This window comes from Rhizobium sp. BR 314 (assembly GCF_047445805.1).
Lineage (GTDB): Bacteria > Pseudomonadota > Alphaproteobacteria > Rhizobiales > Rhizobiaceae > Rhizobium > Rhizobium lusitanum_B.
Genome location: NZ_JARWLA010000001.1, coordinates 38,085 through 64,083 on the forward strand (window position 1 = coordinate 38,085; position 25,999 = coordinate 64,083).

At 58.9% G+C, this 25,999-nt stretch carries 23 protein-coding genes; 8 read left to right on the plus strand and 15 right to left on the minus strand.

What is annotated here, in order from left to right:
- Positions 1-92: 92 nt before the first annotated feature.
- Positions 93-680 (minus strand): ATP-dependent Clp protease proteolytic subunit, encoded by a 588-nt coding sequence (locus QD461_RS00185; RefSeq protein WP_184703097.1) that lies wholly within the window; start codon positions 678-680, stop codon positions 93-95.
- A gap of 232 nt (positions 681-912) precedes the next feature.
- Between QD461_RS00185 and QD461_RS00190 the strand changes: the two genes are divergently transcribed.
- Positions 913-1,740: a DUF2076 domain-containing protein gene (locus QD461_RS00190; RefSeq protein ID WP_414085946.1), complete on the plus strand. Its 828-nt coding sequence runs from the start codon at positions 913-915 to the stop codon at positions 1,738-1,740.
- 57 nt (positions 1,741-1,797) lie between these two features.
- Here QD461_RS00190 and queF read toward each other — a convergent pair whose 3' ends face one another.
- Positions 1,798-2,262 carry a preQ(1) synthase gene (gene queF / locus QD461_RS00195; protein ID WP_414085947.1) on the minus strand — a complete coding sequence of 155 codons (465 nt, stop codon included), beginning with the start codon at positions 2,260-2,262 and terminating at the stop codon, positions 1,798-1,800.
- A gap of 364 nt (positions 2,263-2,626) precedes the next feature.
- Here queF and bluB point away from each other — a divergent pair, with 364 nt between their 5' ends.
- Entirely contained in the window at positions 2,627-3,370 is a 744-nt protein-coding gene (gene bluB / locus QD461_RS00200) for a 5,6-dimethylbenzimidazole synthase (protein ID WP_414086322.1), read from the plus strand.
- Positions 3,371-3,409: 39 nt separating this feature from the next.
- Here the strand turns inward: bluB and QD461_RS00205 are convergent, their stop codons facing one another.
- From QD461_RS00205 to QD461_RS00225, 5 genes are all read right to left on the minus strand, one after another.
- Entirely contained in the window at positions 3,410-4,045 is a 636-nt protein-coding gene (locus QD461_RS00205) for a glyoxalase superfamily protein (RefSeq protein ID WP_414085948.1), read from the minus strand.
- 117 nt (positions 4,046-4,162) lie between these two features.
- Complete coding sequence (locus QD461_RS00210; protein ID WP_414085949.1) at positions 4,163-4,873, minus strand: TIGR02117 family protein; 711 nt, start codon at positions 4,871-4,873, stop codon at positions 4,163-4,165.
- A 130-nt stretch (positions 4,874-5,003) separates the two neighbouring features.
- Positions 5,004-7,193, minus strand: coding sequence for an anthranilate synthase (locus QD461_RS00215; protein ID WP_414085950.1), 2,190 nt, complete (start codon positions 7,191-7,193; stop codon positions 5,004-5,006).
- A 255-nt stretch (positions 7,194-7,448) separates the two neighbouring features.
- The gene (locus QD461_RS00220) at positions 7,449-8,972 is read right to left on the minus strand and encodes an ABC-F family ATP-binding cassette domain-containing protein (protein ID WP_414085951.1); all 1,524 of its coding nucleotides are present in this window, start codon (positions 8,970-8,972) and stop codon (positions 7,449-7,451) included.
- Between the two features lie 426 nt (positions 8,973-9,398).
- On the minus strand, positions 9,399-11,642 hold the full coding sequence (locus tag QD461_RS00225) for a TonB-dependent hemoglobin/transferrin/lactoferrin family receptor (protein ID WP_414086323.1): 2,244 nt from the start codon (positions 11,640-11,642) through the stop codon (positions 9,399-9,401).
- Between the two features lie 276 nt (positions 11,643-11,918).
- Here QD461_RS00225 and QD461_RS00230 point away from each other — a divergent pair, with 276 nt between their 5' ends.
- A complete protein-coding gene (locus QD461_RS00230; protein WP_414085952.1) occupies positions 11,919-12,716 on the plus strand; it encodes an extensin family protein in 798 nt (265 codons plus the stop codon).
- A gap of 99 nt (positions 12,717-12,815) precedes the next feature.
- Here the strand turns inward: QD461_RS00230 and QD461_RS00235 are convergent, their stop codons facing one another.
- Both QD461_RS00235 and QD461_RS00240 read right to left on the minus strand, forming a co-directional pair.
- On the minus strand, positions 12,816-13,655 hold the full coding sequence (locus QD461_RS00235; protein ID WP_414085953.1) for a protein-L-isoaspartate O-methyltransferase family protein: 840 nt from the start codon (positions 13,653-13,655) through the stop codon (positions 12,816-12,818).
- Between the two features lie 116 nt (positions 13,656-13,771).
- A complete protein-coding gene (locus QD461_RS00240; RefSeq protein ID WP_414085954.1) occupies positions 13,772-15,451 on the minus strand; it encodes a formate--tetrahydrofolate ligase in 1,680 nt (559 codons plus the stop codon).
- A gap of 167 nt (positions 15,452-15,618) precedes the next feature.
- On the opposite strand from QD461_RS00240, the gene QD461_RS00245 reads away from it, so the two are divergent.
- Positions 15,619-16,128, plus strand: a complete 510-nt coding sequence (locus tag QD461_RS00245; RefSeq protein ID WP_414085955.1) for a TIGR00645 family protein — start codon at positions 15,619-15,621, stop codon at positions 16,126-16,128.
- A gap of 6 nt (positions 16,129-16,134) precedes the next feature.
- Here QD461_RS00245 and QD461_RS00250 read toward each other — a convergent pair whose 3' ends face one another.
- Both QD461_RS00250 and QD461_RS00255 read right to left on the minus strand, forming a co-directional pair.
- Positions 16,135-16,638, minus strand: coding sequence for a hypothetical protein (locus QD461_RS00250; protein WP_414085956.1), 504 nt, complete (start codon positions 16,636-16,638; stop codon positions 16,135-16,137).
- A gap of 191 nt (positions 16,639-16,829) precedes the next feature.
- On the minus strand, positions 16,830-17,768 hold the full coding sequence (locus QD461_RS00255; protein ID WP_414085957.1) for a hypothetical protein: 939 nt from the start codon (positions 17,766-17,768) through the stop codon (positions 16,830-16,832).
- A gap of 621 nt (positions 17,769-18,389) precedes the next feature.
- Between QD461_RS00255 and QD461_RS00260 the strand changes: the two genes are divergently transcribed.
- Positions 18,390-19,121 (plus strand): LuxR C-terminal-related transcriptional regulator, encoded by a 732-nt coding sequence (locus QD461_RS00260; RefSeq protein WP_414085958.1) that lies wholly within the window; start codon positions 18,390-18,392, stop codon positions 19,119-19,121.
- Between the two features lie 98 nt (positions 19,122-19,219).
- Here QD461_RS00260 and QD461_RS00265 read toward each other — a convergent pair whose 3' ends face one another.
- From QD461_RS00265 to QD461_RS00280, 4 genes are all read right to left on the minus strand, one after another.
- Positions 19,220-20,359: a DUF2333 family protein gene (locus QD461_RS00265; protein ID WP_414085959.1), complete on the minus strand. Its 1,140-nt coding sequence runs from the start codon at positions 20,357-20,359 to the stop codon at positions 19,220-19,222.
- 198 nt (positions 20,360-20,557) lie between these two features.
- Positions 20,558-21,580, minus strand: coding sequence for a hypothetical protein (locus QD461_RS00270; RefSeq protein ID WP_414085960.1), 1,023 nt, complete (start codon positions 21,578-21,580; stop codon positions 20,558-20,560).
- Between the two features lie 71 nt (positions 21,581-21,651).
- The gene (locus tag QD461_RS00275; RefSeq protein ID WP_414086324.1) at positions 21,652-22,038 is read right to left on the minus strand and encodes a c-type cytochrome; all 387 of its coding nucleotides are present in this window, start codon (positions 22,036-22,038) and stop codon (positions 21,652-21,654) included.
- Between the two features lie 92 nt (positions 22,039-22,130).
- Positions 22,131-22,712 carry a thymidine kinase gene (locus QD461_RS00280; RefSeq protein WP_414085961.1) on the minus strand — a complete coding sequence of 194 codons (582 nt, stop codon included), beginning with the start codon at positions 22,710-22,712 and terminating at the stop codon, positions 22,131-22,133.
- A gap of 234 nt (positions 22,713-22,946) precedes the next feature.
- On the opposite strand from QD461_RS00280, the gene QD461_RS00285 reads away from it, so the two are divergent.
- From QD461_RS00285 to choV, 3 genes are all read left to right on the plus strand, one after another.
- Entirely contained in the window at positions 22,947-23,903 is a 957-nt protein-coding gene (locus QD461_RS00285; RefSeq protein ID WP_414085962.1) for a choline ABC transporter substrate-binding protein, read from the plus strand.
- Between the two features lie 181 nt (positions 23,904-24,084).
- A complete protein-coding gene (gene choW, locus QD461_RS00290; RefSeq protein WP_184703078.1) occupies positions 24,085-24,930 on the plus strand; it encodes a choline ABC transporter permease subunit in 846 nt (281 codons plus the stop codon).
- A complete protein-coding gene (gene choV / locus QD461_RS00295) occupies positions 24,927-25,976 on the plus strand; it encodes a choline ABC transporter ATP-binding protein (RefSeq protein WP_414085963.1) in 1,050 nt (349 codons plus the stop codon). Before choW ends, choV begins: the two co-directional genes overlap by 4 nt.
- Positions 25,977-25,999 lie beyond the last annotated feature (23 nt).

Sequence of the window (25,999 nt, forward strand, 5' to 3'; positions counted from 1 at the left end):
CTCAGCCGAAACGACCATCTCCATCAAACGAAAGCGCCCCCGCCTGCCTTCCGGCAAAACGAGGGCGCTATGTGTAAGCAAAATCCGCTAGATCAGATGTCTGCCTGCGAGGTAACGATGCGCGAGACCAGACCGTAAGCCTTGGCTTCCTCGGCGGAGAGCCAGTAATCACGATCCGTATCCTTGGCGATGCGCTCGACCGGCTGACCGGTGGCTTCCGAGAAGATCTTGTTTAGGCGCTCGTTCATCTTGATGATTTCGCGTGCCTGGATCTCGATATCGGATGCCATGCCGCGCGTGCCGCCAGACGGTTGGTGCAACAGGAAGCGCGTATTCGGCAGGCAAAGGCGGCGCTCCTTTGGAGCGGCGACGTAGATCAGCGCACCGGCGGAAGCGACCCAACCCGTGCCGATCACCCAAACCTTCGGCTTGATGAACTTGATCATGTCGTGAATGGAATCGCCAGATTCGACGTGGCCGCCGGGCGAATTCACATAGATGCGGATATCGTCATCGCTGGCGGCGGAAAGCGCCACGAGCTGCGAGCAGACCTTCTGCGCCAGTTCCTGCGTGATGCCGCCATAGATGAAGATCGAACGCGACTTGAAAAGATTCGCCTCCGCGTCCTTGCCCAAAGGCTGCTCGGTCTTCTTGTCTTCCTGTTCGTCTTCGTCGTTCATTCAACTCTCCAGCATGATGCGTCGTTCACCGCACATAGTGCGACTCAATGCGTAAAACAATGCTGGAAAAAGACAAGGCGGGAATAGCGACTGACAACATGGTGTTACGATTACGAATTACCGAAATGTAACTTGAACGGCTTTGAAAAGCCGAGATTGGATCCTACGTCAGGTCAGCGCGAGAAGAATCGCGCGCCGAAATTTACAGCAACAGATCGCCAAGGAGGCCATCATGTCGCCTGAAGAACGTCAATTGCTCGCCTCTCTCTTCGATCGCGTTCGCTCGGCCGGAAGTGCCCAGCGTGATGCCGATGCGGAAGCTTTCATCAACCAGTCGGTCCGCGACCAGCCCTATGCACCTTATTTGCTGGCACAAGCTGTCATCATGCAGGAACAGGGCATGAAGGCCGCGGCCGATCGCATCCAGCAGCTTGAGGCGCGCGTGCATGAACTCGAGCAGCAGGGCGCTACCGCCAATCAATCGCAAGGCCAGAGCGGTGGTTTCCTCGGTGGCATCGGCTCGCTCTTCGGTGGCGGTCAGCAACAGCAGCGTGCACCCGCGCCGCAGGCCGCAAGCCCGCAGCAGCAAGGTCGCTCCTATGACGATTATGCCCGCAATGCGCCGCAGCAACAGCAGCCCGGCCCATGGGGTGGCCAGCCACAACCGCAGCCATCCGGCCCCTGGACCCAACAGGCAGCAGCACCTTCAGCGGGCGGCAGTTTCCTGCGCGGTGCACTTGGCACGGCAGCCGGTGTCGCCGGCGGCGTAATGCTGGCGGAATCGCTCTCTAGCCTCTTCAGCCCCCATACCGGCGGCACAGGCGGCGGTCTCTTCGGCGGCAACGCCGGCAGCGGCCTCTTCGGAGCCACGACAGCAAACGCAGCCGAGCAGCCGGTGCAGGAAACCATCATCAACAACAACTATTTCGGCAATGACGGTAATAGCGATCAGAATGATCAGAGCGCCGCCGATTACGCCCAGGATGCTGCTCAGGACGCTCTGGACGACGCCGATGACGATTCGTTCGACAACAGCGACGACGACAGCTCGTTTGCCTGAGCCGAAGCCGGTATCAGCCCAAAAAAAGCCGCCATCCCCGGATGGCGGCTTTTTCATTCAACCTCGGCCGCGATAGGGTTGAACGCCCTGATCCGGAAGCCAGACACCCTCCGGCGGTGTGCCGGTCTGCCAGAAGACGTCGATCGGAATGCCGCCGCGCGGATACCAGTAGGCACCGATCCGCAGCCATTTCGGCTCCAGCAGCTCCACGAGCCGCTTGGCGATATAGATCGAGCAATCCTCGTGAAATGCGCCGTGATTGCGGAAGGAGTGCAGGAAGAGTTTCAGTGACTTCGATTCCACCAGCCATTCGTTCGGCACATAGTCGATGACGATATGAGCGAAATCCGGCTGTCCCGTCATCGGACACAGCGAGGTGAACTCCGGTGCGGTGAAGCGCACGACATAGTCCGTGCCGGCATGGCCGGACGGCACCTTTTCCAGAGCGGCGGATTCGGGGTTGGCAGCCGTTTCCGTCTGGCTGCCGAGCATCGACAGGCCGGACACATCGGTTGTTGGCATCTCAGGTCTCCTTGATCATTCGACGCGGATTCCACGGGCTTCCCTGCCCTCCGGCTCCACATGAATATTTATTCGGCCCCCACATGGATCGCCCTTGTGGCACCTTCAAGGCGACTAAAGCATGTCGCGTGAAAGTGCGCAGCGGTTTTGCGACAAGGACATGCACGAAATCGAAAACCTAAACCGAGGAACGCGTATCTGAGAGATCGCGACGCACTTTGGGCCGCCTCTACGTGCCGGCCCAACAAAAGCCGCAGTCCAAATGCCGTTTGCAATCCGACACTCAGCTGCGCCTCAGCCCGATATGCGAGAACGGACAGTAATGACCACCGTACCATAACAAACCAAGAAACAATGGTTGAACATGCCCGTCTTTGAGAATCTCGCCGGCACCTCTCCATCTTCACCAGCCAAGGCGCCCGCCCAAACAGCAGATCATCTAGTCGCAGCCGGCGCCTTTGCCGAAGAAGAACGCAACGCCGTCTATCGCGCCATAGAGACGCGCCGCGACGTGCGCGATCAGTTCCGGCCCGATCCCCTGCCCGACGATCTCGTCAGACGCTTGCTCGAGGCGGCCCATTCCGCTCCATCCGTCGGGTTCATGCAACCATGGAATTTCATCCTCGTCCACCAATCGCAGACGCGCGAACGCGTTTGGCAGGCGTTTCATCAGGCCAATGAAGAAGCTTGCGCGATGTTCGAAGGCGACCGTCGCGCGCAATATCAGCGGCTGAAGCTGGAGGGCATCCGCAAGGCGCCGCTCAGCATCTGCATCACCTGCGATACCAAGCGCGGCGGCCCGGTCGTGCTCGGCCGCACGCACAATCCGGATACGGATGTCTATTCGACCGTATGCGCCGTGCAAAATCTCTGGCTCGCCGCCCGCGCCGAAGGTGTCGGCGTCGGCTGGGTCAGCATCTTCCATGAAGACGCCATTAAGGAGATCCTCGGCATTCCAGGCCACGTGAAGATCGTCGCCTGGCTCTGCGTCGGCTATGTCGACGAACTCTACGACATGCCGGAGCTTGCGGTGAAGGGATGGCGCGAGCGATTGCCGCTCGACAAGCTTGTCTTCGAGGAAGGCTGGCAGAATTGCGATGATAAGTGAGAGCAGCCCGCCTGCCGCAACCCTCGACAGATCAGAGCGTTACGATCTGAACGTAACAAAAGAGATCACATTGCCATCGGGGTCGCGTACATGAAAGTCCGTCCCGCCCCAGGCCTGTTTGGCGAGCGGTTGAGCGAACTCGACATCCTTCACCTTGAACTCCTCGAACAATCCCTGGACATTCGAAACCTCGACAGAGGCGAGAATAAGCGATTTTTCCTTGGCCGCCGCCGCTGCAAAATACGGCTCGTAAACGAGCCGCAAGTGGATCCAGATTCCATCGCGTGACACCGCTCCATAAAATGGCGGCGACCCATGCAGGAATTCCACTGCAAAGCTGAGCTTCTCTCTAAAGAAGGCCGCACTCGCAGCCACATCCCGCACGAAAAGGATCGGTATAACGCTCTTGAAAACCGGCGGCTCGGGTAAAGCGGCGGGCGTCTTCGGCGCATCCACCGCCGCGGCCTTCAACTCGGCCCAGTTCCTGTGGCCGGCCTCAACCGCAACGATCTCTTGCGCCAGCGCCAGAGGGAATTTCATCGCCAGGATCTCGCGATCCGTGGACGCCTTGAAGCGGTCGAGCACGCGAACTCTTCCACCGATGGAATAGTCACGATCACGGTGCCAGCGCATCAGCAACTTGGCTTGCTTGCGATAGGTATCAAGGGTGGGCATGGACGGACTCCTGCTGAGTGATATCAGCGGGCGGGCCTAGCCCTTTCGGCCCAATGCCGATGTGCCCCACGGGAACGCTCAAAGCGTAATTTGCGGCCAGCCATAAGTCAAACAAAGCTAAGGCAAAGCGTGGCTTGCAGCGAAACGCTCATCCTCGTTATGCAGCTCGAGCGACCAGTGCAGCAGGAAAGGCAATGACGTCCAGAGACCGGAGGTCAATCCTGCCTGCCTCAGCGCGGCCGCAGTCCAGGTATTGCATCCCATGAACGCGTTGAAATATCCCCGTGCCTCGAAGAACGCATCGTTCTCACCATAATTGCTGCCGATCAACGCACTCGGCTGGCCGTTCGTTTGCTCGAAGCTGCCAAGAACGAACTGCTTGAGCCGCTCCAGCCCCTCGGCATCGAGGCTGATCGTCTCCACACCTGGCGCACTCGGGGGGATAGCGCCCGCCAGCTCCACATGCATGACCGAACGATCCAGAGCAAAGCTCTTCAACACGGGACCAGCCTTCAGATCGGCCCATGTTCGCGTCTCGATGTAGAAACTCCGGCCGCCCCAGCCGAAGACGATATAACGCAGGTTCGGATTGTCGAGATCGAGCCCGGACGTTCGCAGGAAGGCGAAACGGGCGAGAAGATCGCCATCGACGGGAATGGCAATATCCGTATGGATAGGGTTGCTGAGCATGAGGACTTGTTGCGAGCGCTCGGCTTTTCCAACCGGTGCGGCATGCCAGAGCGGGCGAGGCACGACAATGCCGAGGCCGACGAGAAGCGCGAGGGCAAATACGGCGAAAAAAACGCCCCTGAATATCCTTGAAATCACTGACCGAGAGCCCCCGCCAACAATCAATCTCTTTAGTGGTTTATTGGCTGTTTCAAGGCAGAAAAATACCCCCATTGCACTTTTTCCGAGTGCATGGGGGTATCAACTTTCATGGCTATGAGCTCTCGGCTCAGGCCGCTTTCGTTTTCGCCCGCCGCGCCAAATGGGCGACAACATTCTCGATCATCCGCATACCGGCGTCGCCGCCGAGCGTCATGATTGATTCCGGGTGGAACTGTACGGCCGCGATCGGCTCCTTCACATGCTCGATACCCATGATCGTACCATCCTCGCTTTCGGCAGTGATGGTGAACTCCGGCGGTAGGCTCGAGGGATCGGCAAAGATCGAATGATAGCGGCCAACCGTCACTTCGCGGCCGAGTCCGGAGAAGACAAGACCTGGCTCCAGCACGCGGATGCGCGAGGGCTTGCCATGCATCGGGATCGCCAGATGGCGCAGCTCGCCGCCATAGGCCTCGGCGATCGCCTGCAAGCCCAGGCAGACGCCGAAGATCGGCAGGTTGCGCGCCCTCGCCTTCTTGATTGTTGCCTTGCAATCGAAATCCTTCGGATTGCCGGGGCCTGGCGACAGCACGAGCAGATCCGGATCGAGCCGGTCGAAAACTTCTTCCGGCACCGGCGTACGTACGGTCGAGACCGTCGCGCCCGTCTGGCGGAAGTAGTTGGCAAGCGTATGGACGAAGCTGTCTTCATGGTCGACGAGCAGGATCTTCACGCCCTTGCCGACCGAAGCGACGTCACGTTGCTGTTTGCCGGAATTGCCGGTCTTGGCATCACGGATGGCGGAAAGCATGGCGGAGGCCTTCAGTTCGGTTTCGGCTTCTTCTTCCTCGGGGATCGAGTCGTTGAGCAGCGTCGCGCCAGCCCGCACCTCGGCAATACCATCCTTGATGCGGACGGTGCGCAGCGTCAGGCCGGTGTTCATGTCGCCGTTGAAGCCGACCATGCCAATCGCGCCGCCATACCAGGCGCGCGGGCTCTTCTCGTGGTTCTCGATGAAACGCATGGCCCAAAGCTTCGGCGCGCCGGTGACGGTGACGGCCCAGGCGTGGCTGAGGAAGCCGTCGAAAGCGTCCATATCGTCGCGCAGACGGCCTTCGATATGGTCGACCGTATGGATCAGGCGCGAATACATCTCGATCTGACGGCGGCCGATGACCTTGACCGAACCTGGCTCGCAGACGCGGCTCTTGTCGTTGCGGTCGACGTCCGAGCACATTGTGAGTTCCGACTCGTCCTTCTTGGAGTTCAGCAGCTTCAGGATCTGCTCGCTATCGGCGATCGGATCGTCGCCGCGCTTGATCGTGCCCGAGATCGGGCAGGTCTCGATGCGGCGGCCGGATACGCGCACGAACATCTCAGGCGATGCGCCGATCAGATATTCCTGGTTGCCGAGATTGATGAAGAAGGAATAGGGCGACGGGTTGATCGCCTTCAGGCGCTTGGAAATATCGGACGGCTTGCTGTCGCAGCGTTCCATGAACTTCTGGCCGGGCACCACTTCGAAAAGATCGCCCTTGCGGAAGCTCTCCTTCGCCTTGACCACCAGCTCGGCATATTCGCCGGGGCGATGGTCGCTCTTCGGCGGGATGGTGTCGGTGTGGTGGAAGGGCTCAGGCGCAATCTCGCCAGACTTGCCTTCGGTCGATTGACCATCCTTGGCAAAGTCATAACGGTCGATCCAGGCCTTGGCGGAATAGTTGTCGACCACCAGAATTTCATCCGGCAGGTAGAGCACCATGTCGCGCTGGTCGCTGGGGCGTTCGAGCTTGAGGTTGATCGCGTCGAACTGGAATGCCAGATCGTAGCCGAAGGCGCCGTAGAAGCCGATGCTTGCATCGGCCTGTGAATAGAAGAGTTCGGTGACGGCGCGTAGCACGGTGAAGACCGTCGGCATCTTCGAGCGCTCTTCCTCGGTGAAAACACGATCCGGCGTCTTGACGGTGAGGTCGAGCCGGCGCGGCGTCGAAGCGCCGAGGACGACTTCGGAAACCGTCTTCAGCTTTTCCGCGATGAAGCCGAGAATGACCTCGCCCCGCCCATTATAGGCTTCGATCCAAACATTGCGGCCATTGCAGGAAAGACCGAGCGGCGGGTCGACGATGGCGGTATCCCAACGCGTATAGCGGCCCGGATATTCGTAGTTGGAGGAGAAGACGGCGCCGCGGCGCTCGTCGAGCTTGTCGATGTAGGACGATACGGCGTCCGCATAAGGCGTCGGCCGGCGCTGCCGGGTGACGGTAATGCCGCCTTTCGTCTCGTAGATTTCCGCACCATCATCCCGAAGGATCGTTACCATTGTTCCTCACTCCGTTGTCAGGCCCGGATGACAGGCGGCCAATATAACAAAAAAGCCGCCTCGAAATCTCGGGCGGCTCACTCGTCGTCTTTGAACACGATTGGTCGAGGCCGCCTCAGCGTGCCCACCACCAAACTGCAATGTTGTTCAAGGACATGTTCATGGCGGAATTGTTAGCGTGAGATGCCGCGATGCGCAAGCCGCAATCTCGGCAATGGGCAGAAACGATTTTTCGTCCCTGCCCATCCCCTATTCCTAGTCCCGCGTCCTGGCCGCTTCGAAAAACGCCTCCGGACTATCGACTTCGACCAGCCGCTTCCGGTCGATCAGCCAGAAGCGATTGCCGACCGAGCGCACGAAACTGCGATCGTGCGAGACGAGCAGGCAGCTCGCCTCGCTTTCCGTCAACTCGCCCTCCAGCGCCTCCTGACCATCGATGTCCAGATGGTTAGTGGGTTCGTCCAACAGGTAGAAGTTCGGATTGGTGAGCCTCAGCACCAGCATCGCCAAGCGCGCCTTCTGTCCACCGGAAAGCCTGCCGACCGGGCGACCCTGCATCTCGATGTTCATGCCGGCACCGGCAAGCAAAGTGCGCGCCCGTTGCTCGCCAAGCTCGAACAGCCGCGTAACCACGCCGAGCGGCGTGTCGTCCTGGCCGAGATTGGATAGCGACTGGTCGCTGTAGCCAAGCACCAGCGAAGGCGTCACCTTGATGGCCCCAACAGCGAATTGATCCGCGATGGCAGAGCGGATCATCTCGACAAGGCGCGTCTTGCCGGCACCGTTGGCTCCCAGCAGGACGATGCGATCCCCCTGGCAAATCCAGCGCCTGCCCGTCTTGAACAACAGCATCCCATCGGGCGTTTCGACGGAAGCGTCCTCGAGCGTTACCAATATCTTCGCCTGCGTGCCGCGATTGGCAAGCTTGATGGCACCCGCCGAACGCTCCTGATAGCCCGGCCGCGCCGCATCCTCCAGGCGTTCGGCGCGCGCCTTCAGCTGCTTCGTCTTCACCGTCAGCAGGTCGCTACCGGAATTGACGCCAAGATTGTAGAGCTTGGCCGCCTGTTTGCGCAGCTGTTGTGCCGTCTTCATATCCTTCTGATAGCGCCGCTCTTCCGAGGCATCCGCCTCGTCCAGCGCCGCCCGCGCCCGGCTATAGGGCAACGCATAAACCTGCGACTGCTCCTGACGCAGGAAGAGCGTACGGTTGCTGACGGCATCGAGAAACGCGCGGTCGTGGCTGGCGATTATCACCGACACATCGCGCGGCAACGCGTTCAGCCAGTCCTCCAGTAGTGCGATCTTGGCGAGATCGAGATGGTTGGTCGGCTCGTCGAGCATCAACACGTCGGGCTCGGTCACCCAGACGCGGGCAAGCATGGCGAGCCTTTGCCAGCCGCCGCTGAGTTGGGCCAGCGTCCTCTCCCGCATCTCTGCGGGCACCGCCAATGAATCGAGCGTGACATCGACGCGCCAGCTTTCGCTCGCGATCTGCTCCTTCGGCAGCGCGCGCAGAACGGCATCATAGAAGGAAACATCGAGAAGATTGGCAGGCACATACTGCTCGACATAACCAACACGGAGGCCGCGTGCCCGCGTGATATCGCCGGTCGTCGGCTCCAGCTTGCCTGCTATGCAGTTGAGCAGCGTGGTTTTCCCGCGTCCGTTCGCAGCAACGATACCGAGACGATCGCCTGCATCGACGGTGAGATTGAGATTGGCAAACAGCGGCGCGCCGAGAGTGGCGCCAAAATTGCGGAGATTGATCAGAGTCATGGTCTTATCCGGTCTTGCACGAGCATTCCCGAAGCATCGCCGCCGGCTCCTTTCGCCGTGCTGCAGATGTGGCTGGCCATATGTCGGCCAATGCTCGAAAACATGTCATGACGAAGCCGCACAAGAACGCGCGAGCTTGCGTCTCCCAAAAGGGCAGACCAGAAGAAATGAGTGAGTTACAGCCTCTGATCAGCCCTGCAAACGCGTCTGCAGGGCACGAGTCGGGCCGAACTGGCGAATATGCCAGACTATCTTTGTCATACGGTCCTCCTCTCTTTTCTCTCAATAGGTTTGAAGACTGCGTGCTTCAGATAGCATCGAACGATACGATTTACAATTGCGCCAATGCCTCGATACGTCACCAAAAGGGCAAAAAAAGAGGCGACGCCGAAGCATCGCCCGAGTTTGCTGCGTCGATGAGACGGCTTAGAACCTTTGCGTCAGCGTCAGCTTGAAGGTCCGGCCGGGCTCGGAATAGTAGGATGCAGGCTGCGTCTGCGCACCGCTGTATGACGGTGAATTGAGCGCGTCGTAATAGGTCTTGTTGAAGAGGTTGTAGATACCGCCGCGGATGCTGAGCCCCTTCACCTGTTCCGGCTCCCACCAACCCGTCAGGTCGAAGATGCCGTAGCCAGGCGTGCGCAGGGTGTCGCCCGTCTTCTTCGGCTCGCTGGTCGCAGTGATGAAGGTCAGGTCGGTTCCCCAGACTTCGGTGGCGTAGCCGACCGTGAAGGCCGCCTTGGCGGGAGCAACGGAGTTGATCCATTGATCGGTGTCGGAGTCCTTGCCGTTCACATAGGCAAGCGCGCCCTTGATGTGGAAGCCATTGTCGAACTTCTTGTGCGCGTTCACTTCGACGCCATACATGCGGACATTGGCACGGTTGAAATACTCGGTGATGCCGAGCGGATAGGTGCCTGTCGGGTCGCGGCGGTTCGACGTGTCAATGAAGTTCTTGTATTTGTTGTAGAAAGCGCCGACATGGCCGCCGAAGTCGTCGTCACCGAGGTTGGTGCCGATTTCGACGCCGTTGCTGGTTTCGGGCTTCAGGTTGGGATTGCCGTAGTTTACGTAGCCGCCAGGCACGCCGTAATTCACGTAAAGCTCGCTGGCGCTCGGCGCGCGGAAGGCCATGGCCCATTGCGCGTAGATCTCGACATTGTCCTGCGGCTGGTACGAGGCGCGCAGCTTCGGCGAGATGCGGCTGTCCGACTGACCTGCGGGCAGACCGCGATAGTTGGCGCTGTCGCGATAAGCGGCCGTATTCTTCGGCGAGTAATCATACCATTCGAAGCCCAGACCCGGCGTCAGCGAGAAGCCGCTGGAGCCGAACTCGATCTTGTCGTCGATGAAGGCCCGAACGCGCCTGCCATCAACATCGGGCATGTCGGACTGGTTGGTGTGCAGGAACGAGCAGGAGAAAGCCCAACGCGGATTGGCGCAGGCGTCCTTGCCCGCCGAATACTGATGGATCTTGTTGAATGCGGTATCGAGACCGAAGGTGACCTTGTGATGCAGGCTGCCGGTATCGAACGCCTTGGAGGCGTTGCCGCTGAAACCGACGCTGCGATCCCTCATCTCGTTGCTGCGCCAATAGTCGCCGATGACGGAAGTGTAGCGATAGCCGTCGACGCCGCCTTCACGCAGGAGGTTCTGCCAATAGAAAACGGCGTTGGCGGTATCAAGCAGCGAATCGGCGCTCTCGGCCTCATACTTGTAATCGAGCGAAACACGATTGCGCTCGACATTATCAGTCGCATTGTAGTTGCCGGGCCGGAAGTTCCCGGTCGAGCTCTGCAGCGTCATCAGATCGGTGGTCTTATCCTTGTTGTAGTGCTCCGCCGTGACGCCGAAGGTGCCGATGTCGGTATACTGGCGGATCTTAAACAGGCCGCTTCTCTGATTGTAGTCGGCCGGATTCGCCTCGGTACGCTTGGTCGAATAGCCGCCGACATCGCCATTGTTCTCAAGCTCATGACCACGCGTGTAGCCACCCTGGAAGAGAACGGCGGTATTGTCGATGCGCTTGGCTACAGCCGCGGCACCGCCGATGCTGCGATCGTCGCCATTGTAGCCGAACTTGAAGACGCCGCCCCAGGTGGAACCGGGTGCGATCAGATCTTCCGGCTCCAGGGTCCGCAGAACGAAGGCTCCACCGAGCGCGCCTGAACCCGCACGGCTGGAATCGGCGCCACGCACGACATCGACGCTGGAAAGCGCGTTGAAATCGAAGCTGTTCACACCGCCATTGGCACCGTTGGAGGAACCACGCGAAGCATCAAGAAGATAAGGAATTTCGATGCCGTCAACCGTGGTCAGCACGCGGTCATCGCCAAGACCGCGAATATTGACGCCGCCGCTGGCGCGATTGAAGCCGATGCCAACCTCGGTGCTTCGGCCGAGATCTTCGATGCGGGTGATCTGCTTGTCGTCAATCTCCTTGGCGCTCGTCTCGCTCGCAGTCGGGGAATCGGCAAGCACATCCTTGCTCGCCTTGCTTTTGCCGCTGACGACGATCGGCTTCAGGCTCGTGACCCGATCGCCTCTGGCGGCTTCACCAGTCGCCTCTTCATTCTGAACCGCCGTCTGCGCTAGAGATGCTGTCGTCAACCCAAGGGTCAGAAACGCTGTGCATGCCAAAAGAGCCGAGCGTGAGCGCCGAACAACCATAACCATTCCTTTCGAACTGCTTGACCGGGCTGGCTGGTTGCTGCGTCGAAGGCAGGCAAGGGGCTGGCTAGGTTAGTCGTGTTAACGAGACGGAAATATTCCGCCTTCTTTCTGCCGCATAAAAAACATGACTATTATTGTCAATATATTCGCTGCCAATAATCATGAATAAAATCATCATGTTTACGTGAAGCCGCAAAGAGTTGCTGATTTGCAACGAAACAGCCACCTCGGGCGTTCTATCAGCACCACCATTAGAATTGGCTGTTTTACTTGATGCTGTTTAGAATTGTTTCACTCACATCTGCGCTTGTTTGGCTCATGGCCGCAGCCCTCCCGCAAACCGGTCCGATCCCGGAGCGGAAACCCGCCCAAACGCCGCCGGTCCCGATGGAGAAGCCGCCCACTCCCTTGGATAAGTCAGCAGTTCCTGCCGGCAAGCCGGACATCCCGGCTCCAACACCGGCGACCGGAGAAATTCAGGGGCCGCCTCGCCCGTCTCCGACGATCGCCCTGGAATCGGACGAGGAGCACCAGGCCTGTCTGAAGGAGCTGAGCGCCATCGGTGCGATCTTCAAGGAGATCCCCCGCATCGATGACGGCAACGGCTGCGGCATCGACAAGCCCATCACCCTCACCTCGCCGCTGCCTGAGATAGAACTCAAACCCGAGGGCAAGATGCGTTGCGAAACCGCGCTGGCGCTGGCGCAATGGATGAATGGAAGCGTCATCCCCTCCACCGCCGCCTTGGAGAATGGCAAGATCGTCACGATCAACCAGGCATCAACCTACATCTGCCGCCTGCGCAACAATGCATCCACGGGAAAGATCTCCGAGCATGCTCGCGGCAACGCCATCGATGTCGCAAGCTTTACCTTCGAGAACGGCAACACCATCGGCATCGAGCCCAGACGCGAAGACCCGACCCTGACAGGCGCATTCCAACGCGCGGCAAGCGCCTCAGCTTGCCTCTATTTCACGACCGTCCTCGATCCTGCAAGCGACGCTGCCCAYGAGACCCATTTCCATCTGGACGTGCTCGAAAGGAATGGCGGCTTCCGATACTGCCATTAGAGCATTTCCAGGAAAAGTACTCAGCGGTTTTCCGTCCGGAATGCGCAAGAGAACAGCAAGATAGAGCGTTTTCGCGGCTCAAAAAAAAGCGGAAACGCTTTAGACATGGGAATTTGAGAACCAGACATCCCGGTAGATCGCGACTGCCGTCTCATCCGGCTCCCGATCGTGTCTCAGCCAGACCGAACGGATGGTCCAGGCGGCGCCGACGCTGGGGATCATGCTGCATTGGGCCGGATCGGACGCGCCGATGCAGGGGATGAAAAAAGCGGGCATCAGAGCTCTGGCAGCATATCCCTCGTCCGTGCGTTTGATCAGAACAGCAAGGCCTATCCTGTCATTGGCCTGCCATGGCATGATGATCCGGCCGCCGGGCCGCAGTGCCTGAAGCCACGAGAGCGGCGGCGCCAGGACACCGGCATTGACATAGATCACATCGGCGGTCGGCAGTTCGAGCGCAGTCGCATCGCCGCAGAGGACGGAAACATCCTCGAAGGTGGCGAGATTTTCGCGTGTCCGGCTTGCCAAAGCCTCATCGATTTCGATCGCGTGGACATGGCCGCCCGGTGCGACGAGCGTCGACAGGAGCGCGGTATAGTATCCAGTACCAGTCCCGACATGAATGACCGTCTCGCCGGGCATCGGGGCGACCACGCCCAGGAAGGCGGCATGAAGAAACGGCTCGCCGTTGTTGATGCCCTTCGCTTTGTCCAGCGCAACGAGCACATTCTGGTAAAGAAAAGCAGGATCGTCATTCGGCGTTTCGAGATAGTGCCGGTTGACCACGATCTGCCACGGTCCCGGCCCCATGAAAGCTTCGCGCCTGACGGCATTGAAAGCGCGCTCCAGCCGTTCGTCCCTGGAGTTTGCGGCAGCCGCCATCATCCTCGCATGGAAAGCGCGTATCTTGTCCAGACTGGCTCGCTTGCCTGCGGTCACGGCCGACCTCCATCGTCACATGCGACGATATCGATGCATCGTGTCGATCTTGCCGGCAATTTTCGCAGCGTCAATACGGTGGGTGGCCGATAGCGACGTTGAATCAGAATCAGAACTTAAAACAATCCTTCGATGTAGCCCTGATCATTGAGGAAAATCCGTTCCGCTGCCGGTGATTTGGGAAGGCCGGGCATGGTCATAATCTCGCCGGTGATGGCGACGATGAAACCGGCGCCAGCCGACAACCGCACCTCGCGAACGGACACGATATGGCCTTCCGGCGCGCCGCGAATGTTCGGATCGGTCGAGAAGGAGTATTGGGTTTTCGCCATGCAGACCGGTAGATGGCCATATCCCTGGTCCTCCCAAGAGCGCAACTGGTCGCGCACGGCCTTGTCGGCGGTGACTTCGCCGGCATGATAGATCCTCGAGGCGACGGCCTCGATCTTCTCGAGCAGGGAAAGATTGTCGGGATAGAGCGGATGAAACTTCGCCATGCCGGATTCGGCAAGTTCGACGACCTTATGCGCGAGATCGACGATCCCGGCCGAACCTTCGGCCCAATGGCGGCAGAGGATGGCTTCTGCTCCCAGCCGGGCGACATAATCCTGCAGCGCTTCGATTTCGGCTTCCGTATCCGAGACGAAATGATTGATGGCCACCACGACAGGCACGCCGAACTTGCGGACATTGGCGACATGCCGGCCGAGATTGGCGCAGCCCTTGACGAGCGCCTCGACATTCTCATGGCCGAGATCGTCCTTCTTGACACCGCCGTTCATCTTCAGCGCACGAACTGTCGCCACGATGACGGCCGCATCCGGCGAAAGCCCTGCCTTGCGGCATTTGATGTCGAAGAATTTCTCTGCGCCGAGATCCGCACCGAAGCCGGCTTCCGTCACCACGTAATCGGCAAGCTTCAACGCCGTGCGCGTGGCGATGACCGAATTGCAGCCATGGGCGATATTGGCGAAGGGGCCGCCATGCACCAGCGCCGGATTGTTTTCCAGCGTCTGCACGAGGTTCGGTTGCATCGCATCCTTCAAGAGCACGGCCATAGCGCCGTCGGCCTTCAAGTCGCGTGCATGGACCGGCGTGCGATCGCGGCGATAACCGATGATGATATCGCCGAGCCGTTTTTCCAGATCCTTGAGATCGGATGCCAGGCAGAGGATTGCCATGACCTCGGAAGCGACGGTGATGTCGAAACCGCCTTCGCGAGGGAAGCCATTGGAAACGCCGCCAAGGGAGGACACGATATCGCGCAAAGCCCGATCATTCATATCCATCGCGCGGCGCCAGGTGATACGCCGGATATCAATATTCTGCTCGTTGCCCCAATAAATATGGTTGTCGATCAACGCGGCGAGCAGGTTATGGGCCGAGGTGATCGCGTGGAAATCGCCGGTGAAGTGCAGATTGATGTCTTCCATCGGCACGACCTGCGCATAGCCGCCGCCGGCCGCCCCGCCTTTGACGCCGAAGCACGGACCGAGCGACGCCTCGCGTACGCAAACCACCGCCTTTTTGCCGATGCGGTTGAGGCCATCTCCGAGACCGACCGTCGTCGTCGTCTTCCCCTCGCCTGCCGGCGTCGGGTTGATGGCCGTGACAAGGATAAGCTTGCCGTCTTTCCTGCCGGCCTGAGCGGCAATGAAATCGGCACCGATCTTTGCCTTGTCGTAGCCGTAGGGTGCAAGATCCTTCGCAGGAATGCCGAGTTTGGCGCCAATCTCGATGATAGGCAGTTTCTTTGCCGCACGCGCGATTTCGATATCGGATGCCACTGTCGCCATTAAACTTGCCCCCAACACACGGTCATTTGCCTGTCGGGATAAACCAATATGTTTACGGTGTGAATAGGAACGGCGGCGTCTCCCCTTGGAAACGAACCGGCTTGTCCCGGGACATCCGGATGCCTATTTTCGGGATCCGATTCCGAAGCGAGAACAAAGGAAAACATATGAAGTCCCTGGAATTGCTGGTCGAGCGCATCATCCTCTCCAGTCGCTGGCTCCTGGTGATCTTCTATCTCGGCCTGGCCGCCTCGCTCGCCGTCTACGCCGTTTCGTTCATTTACAAGTTCTACAAGGTCGCCATCAACGCGCTCGTCTATGACGAAGCCGATATGATCTTGGCTATCCTCGGCCTGATCGACGCCGCCCTGGTAGCAAGCCTGATCGTCATGGTGATGATTTCCGGCTATGAGAATTTCGTCAGCCGCTTCGACGAAGCCGAAGGTCAGGTATCCTTCCTCGGCAAGCTCGATTCAGGCAGCCTCAAGATCAAGGTCGCGTCTTCGATTGTCGCGATCTCGTCTATCCACTTGCTACAGATCTTCCTCAACGCCACGCAATATGACAATGCCAAGCTGATGTGGTTCACCATCATCCATCTGGCTTTCGTCGTCTCGGCGCTGCTTCTCGGCTTCCTCGAAAAGATCATGGCGAAGGCCAAAAGCAAGAATAGCTGAGAGCAGTTATTTTCTGGGTGGGATGCGGGCCTTTGTGGCGCAAGTCGCAAGCGCTTCATTGCCCCGACAATTGCGTGCCGCCACGAGATCCTCAACGGTCGCTAGCTCCGTCGTGAGATTGAGCGATCTTGCCTCCGTTTGCGACACATTACGCAATTGGTTTGGTTTCGCCTCAAGCAAGATATCGAAGAGGCTTTTGTCGACGCCCATTTCGCCTATAGTCTCGATAACCATCTTCTTCAGGTCTGCCGGAAGCCCCACTTTCTCGACGTGAGCAGACATGTCGAATGATCTAGCCTGATGCACGCCAAGCCAGGCCCACTGACCACAAACACGATTGATGTCACCGGCGAAAAACAGGGTGCATGCGGAGCTGCAGAAAGCGCCACCTGTATAGACTTCACCTTTCCTTGCGCCATCTGGTGTGTATACGGCGCACGTTGGATTGGCTAAGGGACAGGTACGCCACCGCGTTTGCCCGACGCCGATCGAGAGCTTATGCTTGCGCATAATCCATGCCATCTCCAGCGCTGCGCGGATATTGCCGCCCAAACGGGATGACGGGACACAATCGCAAAGATTGCAGCGATCACGACCATTGGCAGAGAAAAGGCGTTTCTAGGATATCGGAAGAGCAGCATCGTGACGGAACAGCATGGCAGGAACGTGCAAACAAATGGGATCCGCAATTCTGGCAACAGTCATTTTTCACCCGAAGAAGCCCGTCGGACCTCCTGGGAGCTTGAGCTGACGGCAACCGGCGAATCGGATCTTGTCTGTTCCACGCAATCGGCGACCAGCTGATGAGAACGACAATCATACAGGGTTACAAGCGCAAGCGCATCCACTGGCTCCGTCGTCAGCTTCAATTTGAGAGCATCCATCTGCGAGATTAGATGGATACCGTTCGGGTCGGTCCCGAGCATCAGATCGACAAGTGCGTTATCGACGCCCATCTTGCCGAGAAATCCGACCAGCCTCGCCTTCTGCGCCTTATCGAGCTTGGTCGTATCGTACTTGCCGACGAATTTGCGTCCGATTTCCTTTTTCGAAATGATCTTCCGCTTGCCATCAACCATTTCATATTCAGTACGGTATTGGACGCGCACCTCGCTATAGGTGGTCGTGATCTGATGAACACCCATGAGCGCAAAGGGGCTGAATACCCGCTGGATGCCGCCCGTGAAAAATAACGGGCAGGCCGAAAAACAGATCGCTCCGGCGGAATACGGCTCTCCCTTGATCGAGCCGTCCTTAGCGACCGCGGCCGGGCAGATCGGCTCGGCATACGGGCATGCCCGCGAGCGGGTACGTCCAACCGCGATCGAGAGCTTCTGCTTCCGGATGGTATGAGCCATTTCCATCGCGGCCTTCACATCCCCGCCGGGTGAGCTCACGACGATCGGCAACTTACGATTGCCAAGCTTTTTCAGCAGCTTTTGCAGCTTCCTTGGCGAATCCGCCATGATCTGCCCTTCTGCCGAAATCCAGTCTGGGCAGATGCTGTCGCCGCGGCATTGCCCCATATCGCCATGGACGAGCCGGAATTGCATCGGCTGGCCACCAGTGACCTCGGCCGCTCCGGCAGACGCGGGCGACAGCACCAGAAGCGAAATGACCGTCAGTAGCCACAGCGCCATTTGACAACACCGCATTGCCAGCTGCGGCAGGAAGCGAAAATTCATGAGATACACGCCTGAGAAAGCGATTGCTTTGGCATGACCGATAGCAACCGCTTTGGGCCTTCGCAAGGCAGGGCTTTGCAGCGCAACATCATTTCAGAAAAGGCAGACCCATTCTCAGCCCGGAAGGCGGTTTCCCACGAACAACAGCCTCAAGCTTTCCAGCGTGAAATTTCATTCGCAGCAGGCGGTTGGAGCAAGCCATCTATCTTACCATATGATCAGACGATCACTCAACCATAGGCATGCAACAGCGCAGGCATAGAGCCCTTGAAGCAAGCCGAAGATTATTCGACGGGTCCACCAAATCCGCATCGGGCAAGGCCTGAAGATATGAGATTTTTCACCACCGCCATCGTGGGAATATATGACGCATATCGGCACCGCATTTGCGGATACCGAAGGTAAAAATTTCGCTCTTAGGCGTCTCTTTGGCAAAAAGTCATACAATTCCGTACGTTCGTATATTAAAATATATGAAAATGAATTTATTTCTGGTCCTGTGGTATTTTTGCGTCTAGCATTCACCCATAGATCGGGTATTTGATAACGATAATACGCTGTGGGCGCCTTTACCATATGTCCTATATCATTGCTGCCGAGAGACAATTGCTGCTTTCTGCCGAGTTGGCCGCTGCTCGGACACAGACGGCATTTGCAGAGGCGCTGGAACGCTCGGCAACAGCCTTTGGCTTCAGCCATGTGGCTTTCTTGAACGCGCCGCTCCCGGACGATTCGATGATGACGCCGCTGCTGATCCAGGGCTCCGTGCCGGCCCAGTTCGTGCGCGAATTCGATCGTCAGCAACTTGTTCGGCGTTGCCACACATTGCTCCGCGTTCGCGATTCGGTGATGCCGCGCACCTGGCATCTGCTGGAAAAAGATAATGCACCAGAGGTTGAGTTGTCGCGCGAGCTGCAGACGCTGCTGATCAATTACAATTGCCCGGCGAACGTCATTATTCCGATCAATTCCGCCGATGGGCAGCGTCTGATTTTCTGGTTCATGGGCAATCGCAGCAGCCTCAGCCAGAGCGAGCTCAACGAGCTCTCCATGATCATGCTGCAGGCGCTCGATGCCTATAGCTGCCTGAAGCGCAACGATGGCTCGGCACCGCATACGCTTTCTGCCCGCGAACTCGAAGTCGTTCGCTGGACAGCGCAGGGCAAGACGTCAGTGGAGATTGGCCAGATCCTCTCCCTCTCCGACCATACCGTCAACGCATACATGACGAATGCGATCAAGAAGCTCGATTGCGTTAACCGCACGCAGCTCGTTGCAAAAGCCATTCGGCTCAAGCTGATCAGCTAAGCTCTCCCGAGGTCGACCGCTTTAGAGCCAGAAGCATGGCTGCACGCTGTCCCGACGGACAAACGCGCGCGCAGACATGCGCGCGATCAGCCCGACGATCAACGGCCACCCAGAACCGTACGGATTTCGACGAGATTCGACCGCACCCGCAGGACATGGAAGCCCATCGTGGCAAGATGGCTTGGCATGAAGGAGCTGTCTTCGCTGCCATTGGAGATGATAAGCGGCTGGATCCGTAACGCCGCCCGCAGCATATCGAGGGTGCCGTTCCAGAGCACACCGACATTGCGCTCGGCGATAACCTGCTGAAAGTCCGCACCGGCAGCACTCAGAATGCCATAGGTGGCGTAAAGCTGGCCGTAGGCGAACCAGAAGCGATCGTCGGCCCGCATGTCGAACCATCCGTAACTATAGTTCTGAGATCGGTCGGCCAGGATATTGGCCGTGCTGCCGAGGTCGCCCGCGATATGATCGACGAACTGCAGCAAATTGTCGGCGCGACCGTCGAAGATCGTCTTGCAGCTGCTGAGGTCCGTATTGAAGCTGCGAAGATTGGTAATTGCAGCGCGATAGTAGCTCGGCGTCGGCGTCTTCGGCCCGAACGGATGCAGCCCGAAATACCAGCTCGATTCGTCGAATTGTAGATTGCCGCGTGCCTTCTGCAGGTCGCTGTTGATGCCTGATGTCCCGCGCACGCGGCCGATTGTATCGACAAGCTCCGCCGAGGTGCGGCGGACGATGGAATTCACACCACGCTGGAAGGAGGCCTTGTTATCGAGAAACGGCGTGTCGTCCCATGAGAGCCCAAAGAAGCCGGCCTTGTAGAGCAGCATCGATGAAATCCAGGCATTCTGGTTGACGTTGAAATCGGCGAGATCAGCTGCAACGTCGACGACAGCCGAGGTCTGGCAGGCCTTGGGCGCGCTGGCCGCAGCCTGCTGCCCACTCGGCGCCGGCAATTCCTGCCCGGCGGAGAATTTGCGTTCGGAGAACTTGTAGACGTCGGGATAGGCCGTATTGAACCCACTCCAAACCTGCGTCTGCCAGACGAAATAGACGTAGAGGATCGCGAGCAGGGCCACAAAGGCTGCGATCGGCACCTTGATCACCCAGTTGCGCTGCCGGTACCAGCCATGCGCCGCCAGGAAAGGCCACGCAATCCCGACGAAGACCAGGCCCAGCCACCGCCCGATGGCAGAGGTCATCCGCTTCCAGAGAGCCTTGATCGAGTCGAGCATGGATACGCCTCCTAAACCTCAACGCGCATCCTGCCGACACGCGAAGGACGCACCACACAGAATCCGCGCATCCGCTCTTGCGAAAATCTCTTTCGATTTCCGTGCTCTAGAGCTTTGGCGCTATCCCAGCTCCAGCAAATATGTGTTCTGGGGGAAAACGACAACAGTCTGTACCGCTTTTTCAGCAAGGGATGCCAATCATCCTTCCGGTTGCGCCTCCTCAGAGGCCCCTCCCGGCTCGACGGCGACGGGCAATGAATGCGGCTCCAACCGCCTGGCGAAGACGAAATCGACATGCGCCTTGCGTGCCGCAAGATCGTGTCCGGCCAATACATTCGCCTCGAAGGCCTGGATCAGGCTCTCAACGGCCGGGGACCGGCTTGTCGAGGGTGGCAGCGCATCAACTTCCGGCGTCAATGCCTTCAGCAGGGCGATGCGTTGCTCGATATCGACGGTGAGTTTTCCCGCCATGGCCCCGACAGCGGCGATCTGCCCATTCAGGACGCCCGCCAGCCCCTCATAGATATCGATCAGACGCTGACGCATCGTCCGATCGGATTGCAACTCTCTCTCACGTTTGCGCAGCGCATCCTGCCCGGCCAGCAGGTCCCGATAGTCGTCATCGCGCTCGAGATGCGTATCGGAATTGCGCGTCGAAGACAGGCTGCGACGCAGATCTGTGACCTGAGTCGTGACCACATCGGCTTCGCGCTGCACTTCCTCGATCGCGAAGTCCAGTTTTCGCCGTCGTTCGATCGCCCCGTCCAAATGGCTTTCGCAGTCACGAAAGCATCGCGACAAGGCAGGTCTGGCCTGTTTGAACAGGAGATCGAGGGCCGCCGATGCGCTCAGCGTTGCCTCAACATCAGCGATGATTGCTTCCGGCTTCATCGGGCCGCCCGCCAGTTTCCTGCGAAGCAGACTGGCATCTTGGAGGCCAGCATTTTCGTCGAATAGCCGGCGATGCTGCAGATCTGCATTCGCAGTCATCCGATCCAGCTCCTTCACCAGAGACAGAGCAAGCGATTTCCATCGCTCCAGCGTTTCCACAGTCTCGCGGACCAGCGCCTCTTCTACTGGAAAATTGACGACCTCGGCACCTCCCTCGCCTCTGGCATGCCCCGCAAGCGTCGCCACGGCGGCAGTCGCACTGCCAATAGCGTCGTCAAGTGTCGTCTGCGCTTTGTCGAGCGTGCCGTCGAAGGAATGAGGTACAGCCATGAACGCATCTCTCCCCTGCCTATCAGGGTGAGACTAGCTGCTTACGAACGACATGAAAATGCCCGACCGCATTATTGCGCGGCGGCAGGATTCCGCAAATAGGCGATCAGATTGTCGAGGTCCTTGTCGCTCTTCAAACCGGGGAAAGTCATCCTGATCCCCTTCACCAGGGCCTGAGGCCCCGGCAGGTATTTGCGTAGCAACGCCTCATCCCAGACCTTGCCGTCAGCCCCAAAGGCTTTCATCGCCGGCGAGTAGTTGTAATCCGGCAGGCTCGCGACCGGGCGGCTGATGATATCAATCAGCGATGGCCCGACACGGTTCTCATGGGCGGTCGCCGTATGGCAGGCCGCGCATTTCCTGAAAACGGCCGCACCCGCGACCGCATCTCCATCCGCAAGCACCTGAGAAGCCGAAGCGAGCAGGACGATCATCAAGGTCAGGCAGAGCAGTTTCATCACACCTCCCAGTTCCTCATGCTGCTGGCTCGATCCCGACAGTAGCGCGAAGAAACCGCAGTTGCATCGCGCGTCGTGGAAGACATCGAGCATCATTCGCCCGATATCGCCTCCTCCCAATGGCGGCGGCAGAGCGAGACATATTTGTCACTGCCGCCGATCTCGATCTGCGCGCCCTCGCGCACGACCTCACCTGCCGCATCCAGCCGCACGACCATGGTCGCCTTGCGGCCGCAATGGCAGATCGTGCGCACTTCCCGCAGCTCGTCGGCAATCGTCAGCAGCTCCTGCGAGCCCGGAAACAGCCTTCCGTGAAAGTCCGTTCGCAGCCCGTAAGCCATGACCGGGAGGCCAAGCCGGTCGACGATATGAGCAAGTTGCCACACCTGCTCCCGCGAGAGGAATTGCGCCTCGTCGACGAAGACGCAATTCAGCGGCTCGCTCGTATGCAACTGCTCGACCATGGAATACAGATTGTCGCGGGTATCGAAGGGTATGGCGTCCATCGTCAGGCCGATGCGCGAAGCAATCTTGCCGCGGCCCGCCCGATCGTCGAGGGCGGCGATGAGGGCGGCCGTGCGCATGCCGCGCTCCTGATAGTTATAGGCCGCCTGCAGCAACATCGTCGACTTGCCGGCATTCATCGTCGAGTAGTGGAAATAGAGCTTGGCCATGACATTCTCCTTGAATGCTTCATGGGTTCTGCGAGCCGATAAGAAAAGATATGCTTAAAGAAAACCACAAGATTCAGAAGCCGGTCGCCTTCTTGCCCAAAGCCCTTGCAGCGCTCGCACAGAAAAATGCCGGCGTCGCAATCAGCCCCCTCAAACCGGCGCAAATACACTGTGGTCGCTTGAAAATGTCAGTTATTGATGGTTGCTTGGGAACGTTACACTGGGAGTCACGCAATGATAAAAATGACCCTTACCGCAGTCGCTTTCGCTTCAGCTCTTTCGGCCCTGACACTCACCTCCACCGCTGCTTCCGCAGCCGAGCAGGCAAGCTGTGGCACCGTGCATTTCGCCGATGTCGGCTGGACCGATATCACCTCCACCACGGCGACGGCCTCCGTCCTCCTGAAGGCGCTGGGCTACGACACCGACGTCAAGGTGCTTGCCGTGCCGGTGACCTATCAGTCCCTCAAAAATAAGGACATCGACGTCTTCCTCGGCAACTGGATGCCGTCCATGGCCGAGAACATCAAGCCATTCGCCGAAGACAAGTCGGTCGAGACCGTTCGCCCCAACCTCGAGGGCGCGAAATACACGCTGGCAACCAACCAAAAGGGCGCCGCGCTCGGCATCAAGGACTTCAAGGATATCGCTGCCCATAAGGACGACCTCGACGGCAAGATCTACGGCATCGAGCCGGGCAATGACGGCAACCGTCTGATCATCGACATGGTCGACAAGAACACCTTCGGCCTCAAGGGCTTCGAAGTCGTCGAATCCTCCGAACAGGGCATGCTGGCGCAGGTTTCCCGCGCCGACAAGGAAGGCAAGCCGATCATCTTCCTCGGCTGGGCTCCGCACCCGATGAACACGACCTACAAGATGACCTATCTGTCCGGCGGCGATGACGTCTTCGGCCCGAACTACGGCGGCGCGACGGTCTATACCAACGTGCGGGCCGGCTACCTGCAGCAATGCCCGAATGTCGGCGCCTTCGTCAAGAATCTCGTCTTCTCGCTGCCGATGGAAAACGAAATCATGGGCAAGATCCTGAATGACGGCAAGGATCCGGAAGTGGCCGCCAAGGAATGGCTGAAGGCCAATTCGGCAGCCGTTACTCCCTGGCTCGCCGGCGTTACCACCAAGGACGGCGGCGATGGCCTGGCGGCGGTCAAGTCCAAGCTTGGCCTGTAAAACCGGCAGATCGAGGGGCGGCAAAACCGCCCCTTTCTCTTCCGCAAACGGATTGTTTCCTTCGCGTCCCGTCATCTCAAGGGCAGTGCTCCATGTGGCGTGACAGACCGTTATTCTTCGGCGGCAACTTCCGGACCATAAGATAACATCGGAACAGCCGCCCCCAATCGTGGGCAAAGACGTGAACTGGTTAACCGACTACCGCCTCCCTATCGGGCCTTGGGCCAAAGCAGCTGTAGATTGGCTGACGACGAACTTCATATGGTTCTTCGATGGCCTCGCATTCGTTGTCTCCCATGGGATCAATGGGCTGTTGTTCCTCTTGCAGGCACCGCATCCGTTGATCGTCGTCGCCGTCTTCGCCGCTATCGCCTATTGGATGCGTCGAAGCGTTTCAATCGCCGCACTTACCCTCGTCGGCTTTCTCGTCACCATCAACCAGGGCTATTGGAAAGAGACCACCGAGACACTTGCGCTGGTTCTGGCCTCGACTTTCGTCTGCATGCTCGTCGGCGTACCCCTCGGCATCGCAGCTGCACGGCGACCTTGGTTGTATGCTATCATGCGGCCGATCCTCGATCTGATGCAAACGATCCCGACCTTCGTCTATCTTGTGCCAGCGATGATCTTGCTTGGTCTCGGCATGGTGCCTGGTCTCGTCGCGACAGTCGTCTTCGCCATTCCAGCTGCAATCCGAATGACCCGTCTCGGCATCATCTCGACACCCCCCTCCCTCGTCGAGGCAGCCGAAGCTTTCGGTGCAACGCAGCGGCAGGTATTGCGTAAGATCGAACTGCCCTTCGCGGCACCGCAGATCATGGCCGGCCTGACCCAAACGATCATGCTGTCACTCTCGATGGTGTCCATCGCAGCGCTCGTGGGTGCGCCAGGTCTAGGGGTGCCTGTTTTGCGCGGGCTGCAAAGCGTTAATGTCGGCAAAAGCTTCGATTCCGGCTCCTGTATCGTGATTCTGGCGATCGTTCTCGACCGTATGTTCCGTGCCCCCGGCGAAGGAGATCGCTCATGACCGTCGCTGTCGGCTTCAATAATGTCAGCATCATCTTTGGCGATCGTCCTAACGCCGCACTGAAACTCGTCGACGAAGGCAAGTCGCGCGACGACATCGGCAAGTCCACCGGCATGGTGCTTGGCGTAGCCAACGCTTCGCTGGAGATCGAGGAAGGCGAAATCCTCGTGTTGATGGGCCTCTCTGGCTCCGGCAAATCGACGCTGCTGCGCGCCGTCAACGGCCTTGCGCCTGTCGTGCGCGGCGACGTCGTCGTCAATACCAAGAACGGCCCAGTCAATCCTTATTCCTGCAATCCGAAGACGCTACGCGATCTGCGCATGCACACGGTGTCCATGGTGTTCCAGCAGTTTGCGCTGCTGCCGTGGCGCACCGTGGCCGACAATGTGGGCTTCGGCCTGGAACTTGCCGGCGTTCCGGAAGCCGAACGCAAGAAGCGAGTCGATGAACAGCTGCAGCTCGTCAATCTCACGCAATGGGCCAATCGCAAGGTCAACGAGCTTTCTGGCGGCATGCAGCAGCGTGTCGGCTTGGCGCGCGCCTTTGCGACCGGCGCGCCGATCCTGCTCATGGACGAGCCGTTTTCCGCGCTCGACCCGCTGATCCGCACGCGTCTCCAGGACGAGCTGCTGGAATTCCAGCGCCGGCTGAAGCGCACAATCCTGTTCGTCAGTCATGACCTGGACGAGGCCTTCCGCATCGGCAACCGCATCGCCATCATGGAAAGCGGCCACATCATCCAGTGCGGCACACCGCAGGAGATCGTCAAGAACCCGGCCGATCAGTACGTGGCCGATTTCGTGCAGCACATGAACCCCATCAGCATGTTGACCGCACAGGACGTGATGCAGCAAGGGATTGGACATTCTGCCAATGCCGGCTCCGTAACCGCTACGGCAACGGCCGCAACGCCACTTGTCGATATCCTCGATGCGCTCACACGCCAGCCGGGAAACATCGGCGTGGTTGACAACGGTACGATTATCGGAACGATTTCGGCACAAGATGTCGTGGCTGGCCTCACCAGCCACCGGCGAAGGGAGTAGTCGTTGGCGACTGCTCCTCAATT

Bases quoted from the DNA above. Each gene is read 5' to 3' on its own strand.
- QD461_RS00255 (WP_414085957.1), bottom strand. From the start codon at position 17,768: ATGGCGCTGTGGCTACTGACGGTCATTTCGCTTCTGGTGCTGTCGCCC.
- QD461_RS00205 (WP_414085948.1), bottom strand. From the start codon at position 4,045: ATGCCCACCCTTGATACCTATCGCAAGCAAGCCAAGTTGCTGATGCGC.
- QD461_RS00280 (WP_414085961.1), bottom strand. From the start codon at position 22,712: ATGGCCAAGCTCTATTTCCACTACTCGACGATGAATGCCGGCAAGTCG.
- QD461_RS00260 (WP_414085958.1), top strand. From the start codon at position 18,390: ATGTCCTATATCATTGCTGCCGAGAGACAATTGCTGCTTTCTGCCGAG.
- QD461_RS00220 (WP_414085951.1), bottom strand. From the start codon at position 8,972: ATGACTCTGATCAATCTCCGCAATTTTGGCGCCACTCTCGGCGCGCCG.
- QD461_RS00215 (WP_414085950.1), bottom strand. From the start codon at position 7,193: ATGGTAACGATCCTTCGGGATGATGGTGCGGAAATCTACGAGACGAAA.
- QD461_RS00265 (WP_414085959.1), bottom strand. From the start codon at position 20,359: ATGCTCGACTCGATCAAGGCTCTCTGGAAGCGGATGACCTCTGCCATC.
- choV (WP_414085963.1), top strand. From the start codon at position 24,927: ATGACCGTCGCTGTCGGCTTCAATAATGTCAGCATCATCTTTGGCGAT.
- QD461_RS00275 (WP_414086324.1), bottom strand. From the start codon at position 22,038: ATGAAACTGCTCTGCCTGACCTTGATGATCGTCCTGCTCGCTTCGGCT.
- bluB (WP_414086322.1), top strand. From the start codon at position 2,627: ATGCCCGTCTTTGAGAATCTCGCCGGCACCTCTCCATCTTCACCAGCC.
- QD461_RS00185 (WP_184703097.1), bottom strand. From the start codon at position 680: ATGAACGACGAAGACGAACAGGAAGACAAGAAGACCGAGCAGCCTTTG.
- QD461_RS00250 (WP_414085956.1), bottom strand. From the start codon at position 16,638: ATGCGCAAGCATAAGCTCTCGATCGGCGTCGGGCAAACGCGGTGGCGT.
- QD461_RS00225 (WP_414086323.1), bottom strand. From the start codon at position 11,642: ATGGTTGTTCGGCGCTCACGCTCGGCTCTTTTGGCATGCACAGCGTTT.
- QD461_RS00270 (WP_414085960.1), bottom strand. From the start codon at position 21,580: ATGGCTGTACCTCATTCCTTCGACGGCACGCTCGACAAAGCGCAGACG.
- QD461_RS00240 (WP_414085954.1), bottom strand. From the start codon at position 15,451: ATGGCGACAGTGGCATCCGATATCGAAATCGCGCGTGCGGCAAAGAAA.
- QD461_RS00285 (WP_414085962.1), top strand. From the start codon at position 22,947: ATGATAAAAATGACCCTTACCGCAGTCGCTTTCGCTTCAGCTCTTTCG.
- QD461_RS00245 (WP_414085955.1), top strand. From the start codon at position 15,619: ATGAAGTCCCTGGAATTGCTGGTCGAGCGCATCATCCTCTCCAGTCGC.
- QD461_RS00190 (WP_414085946.1), top strand. From the start codon at position 913: ATGTCGCCTGAAGAACGTCAATTGCTCGCCTCTCTCTTCGATCGCGTT.
- queF (WP_414085947.1), bottom strand. From the start codon at position 2,262: ATGCCAACAACCGATGTGTCCGGCCTGTCGATGCTCGGCAGCCAGACG.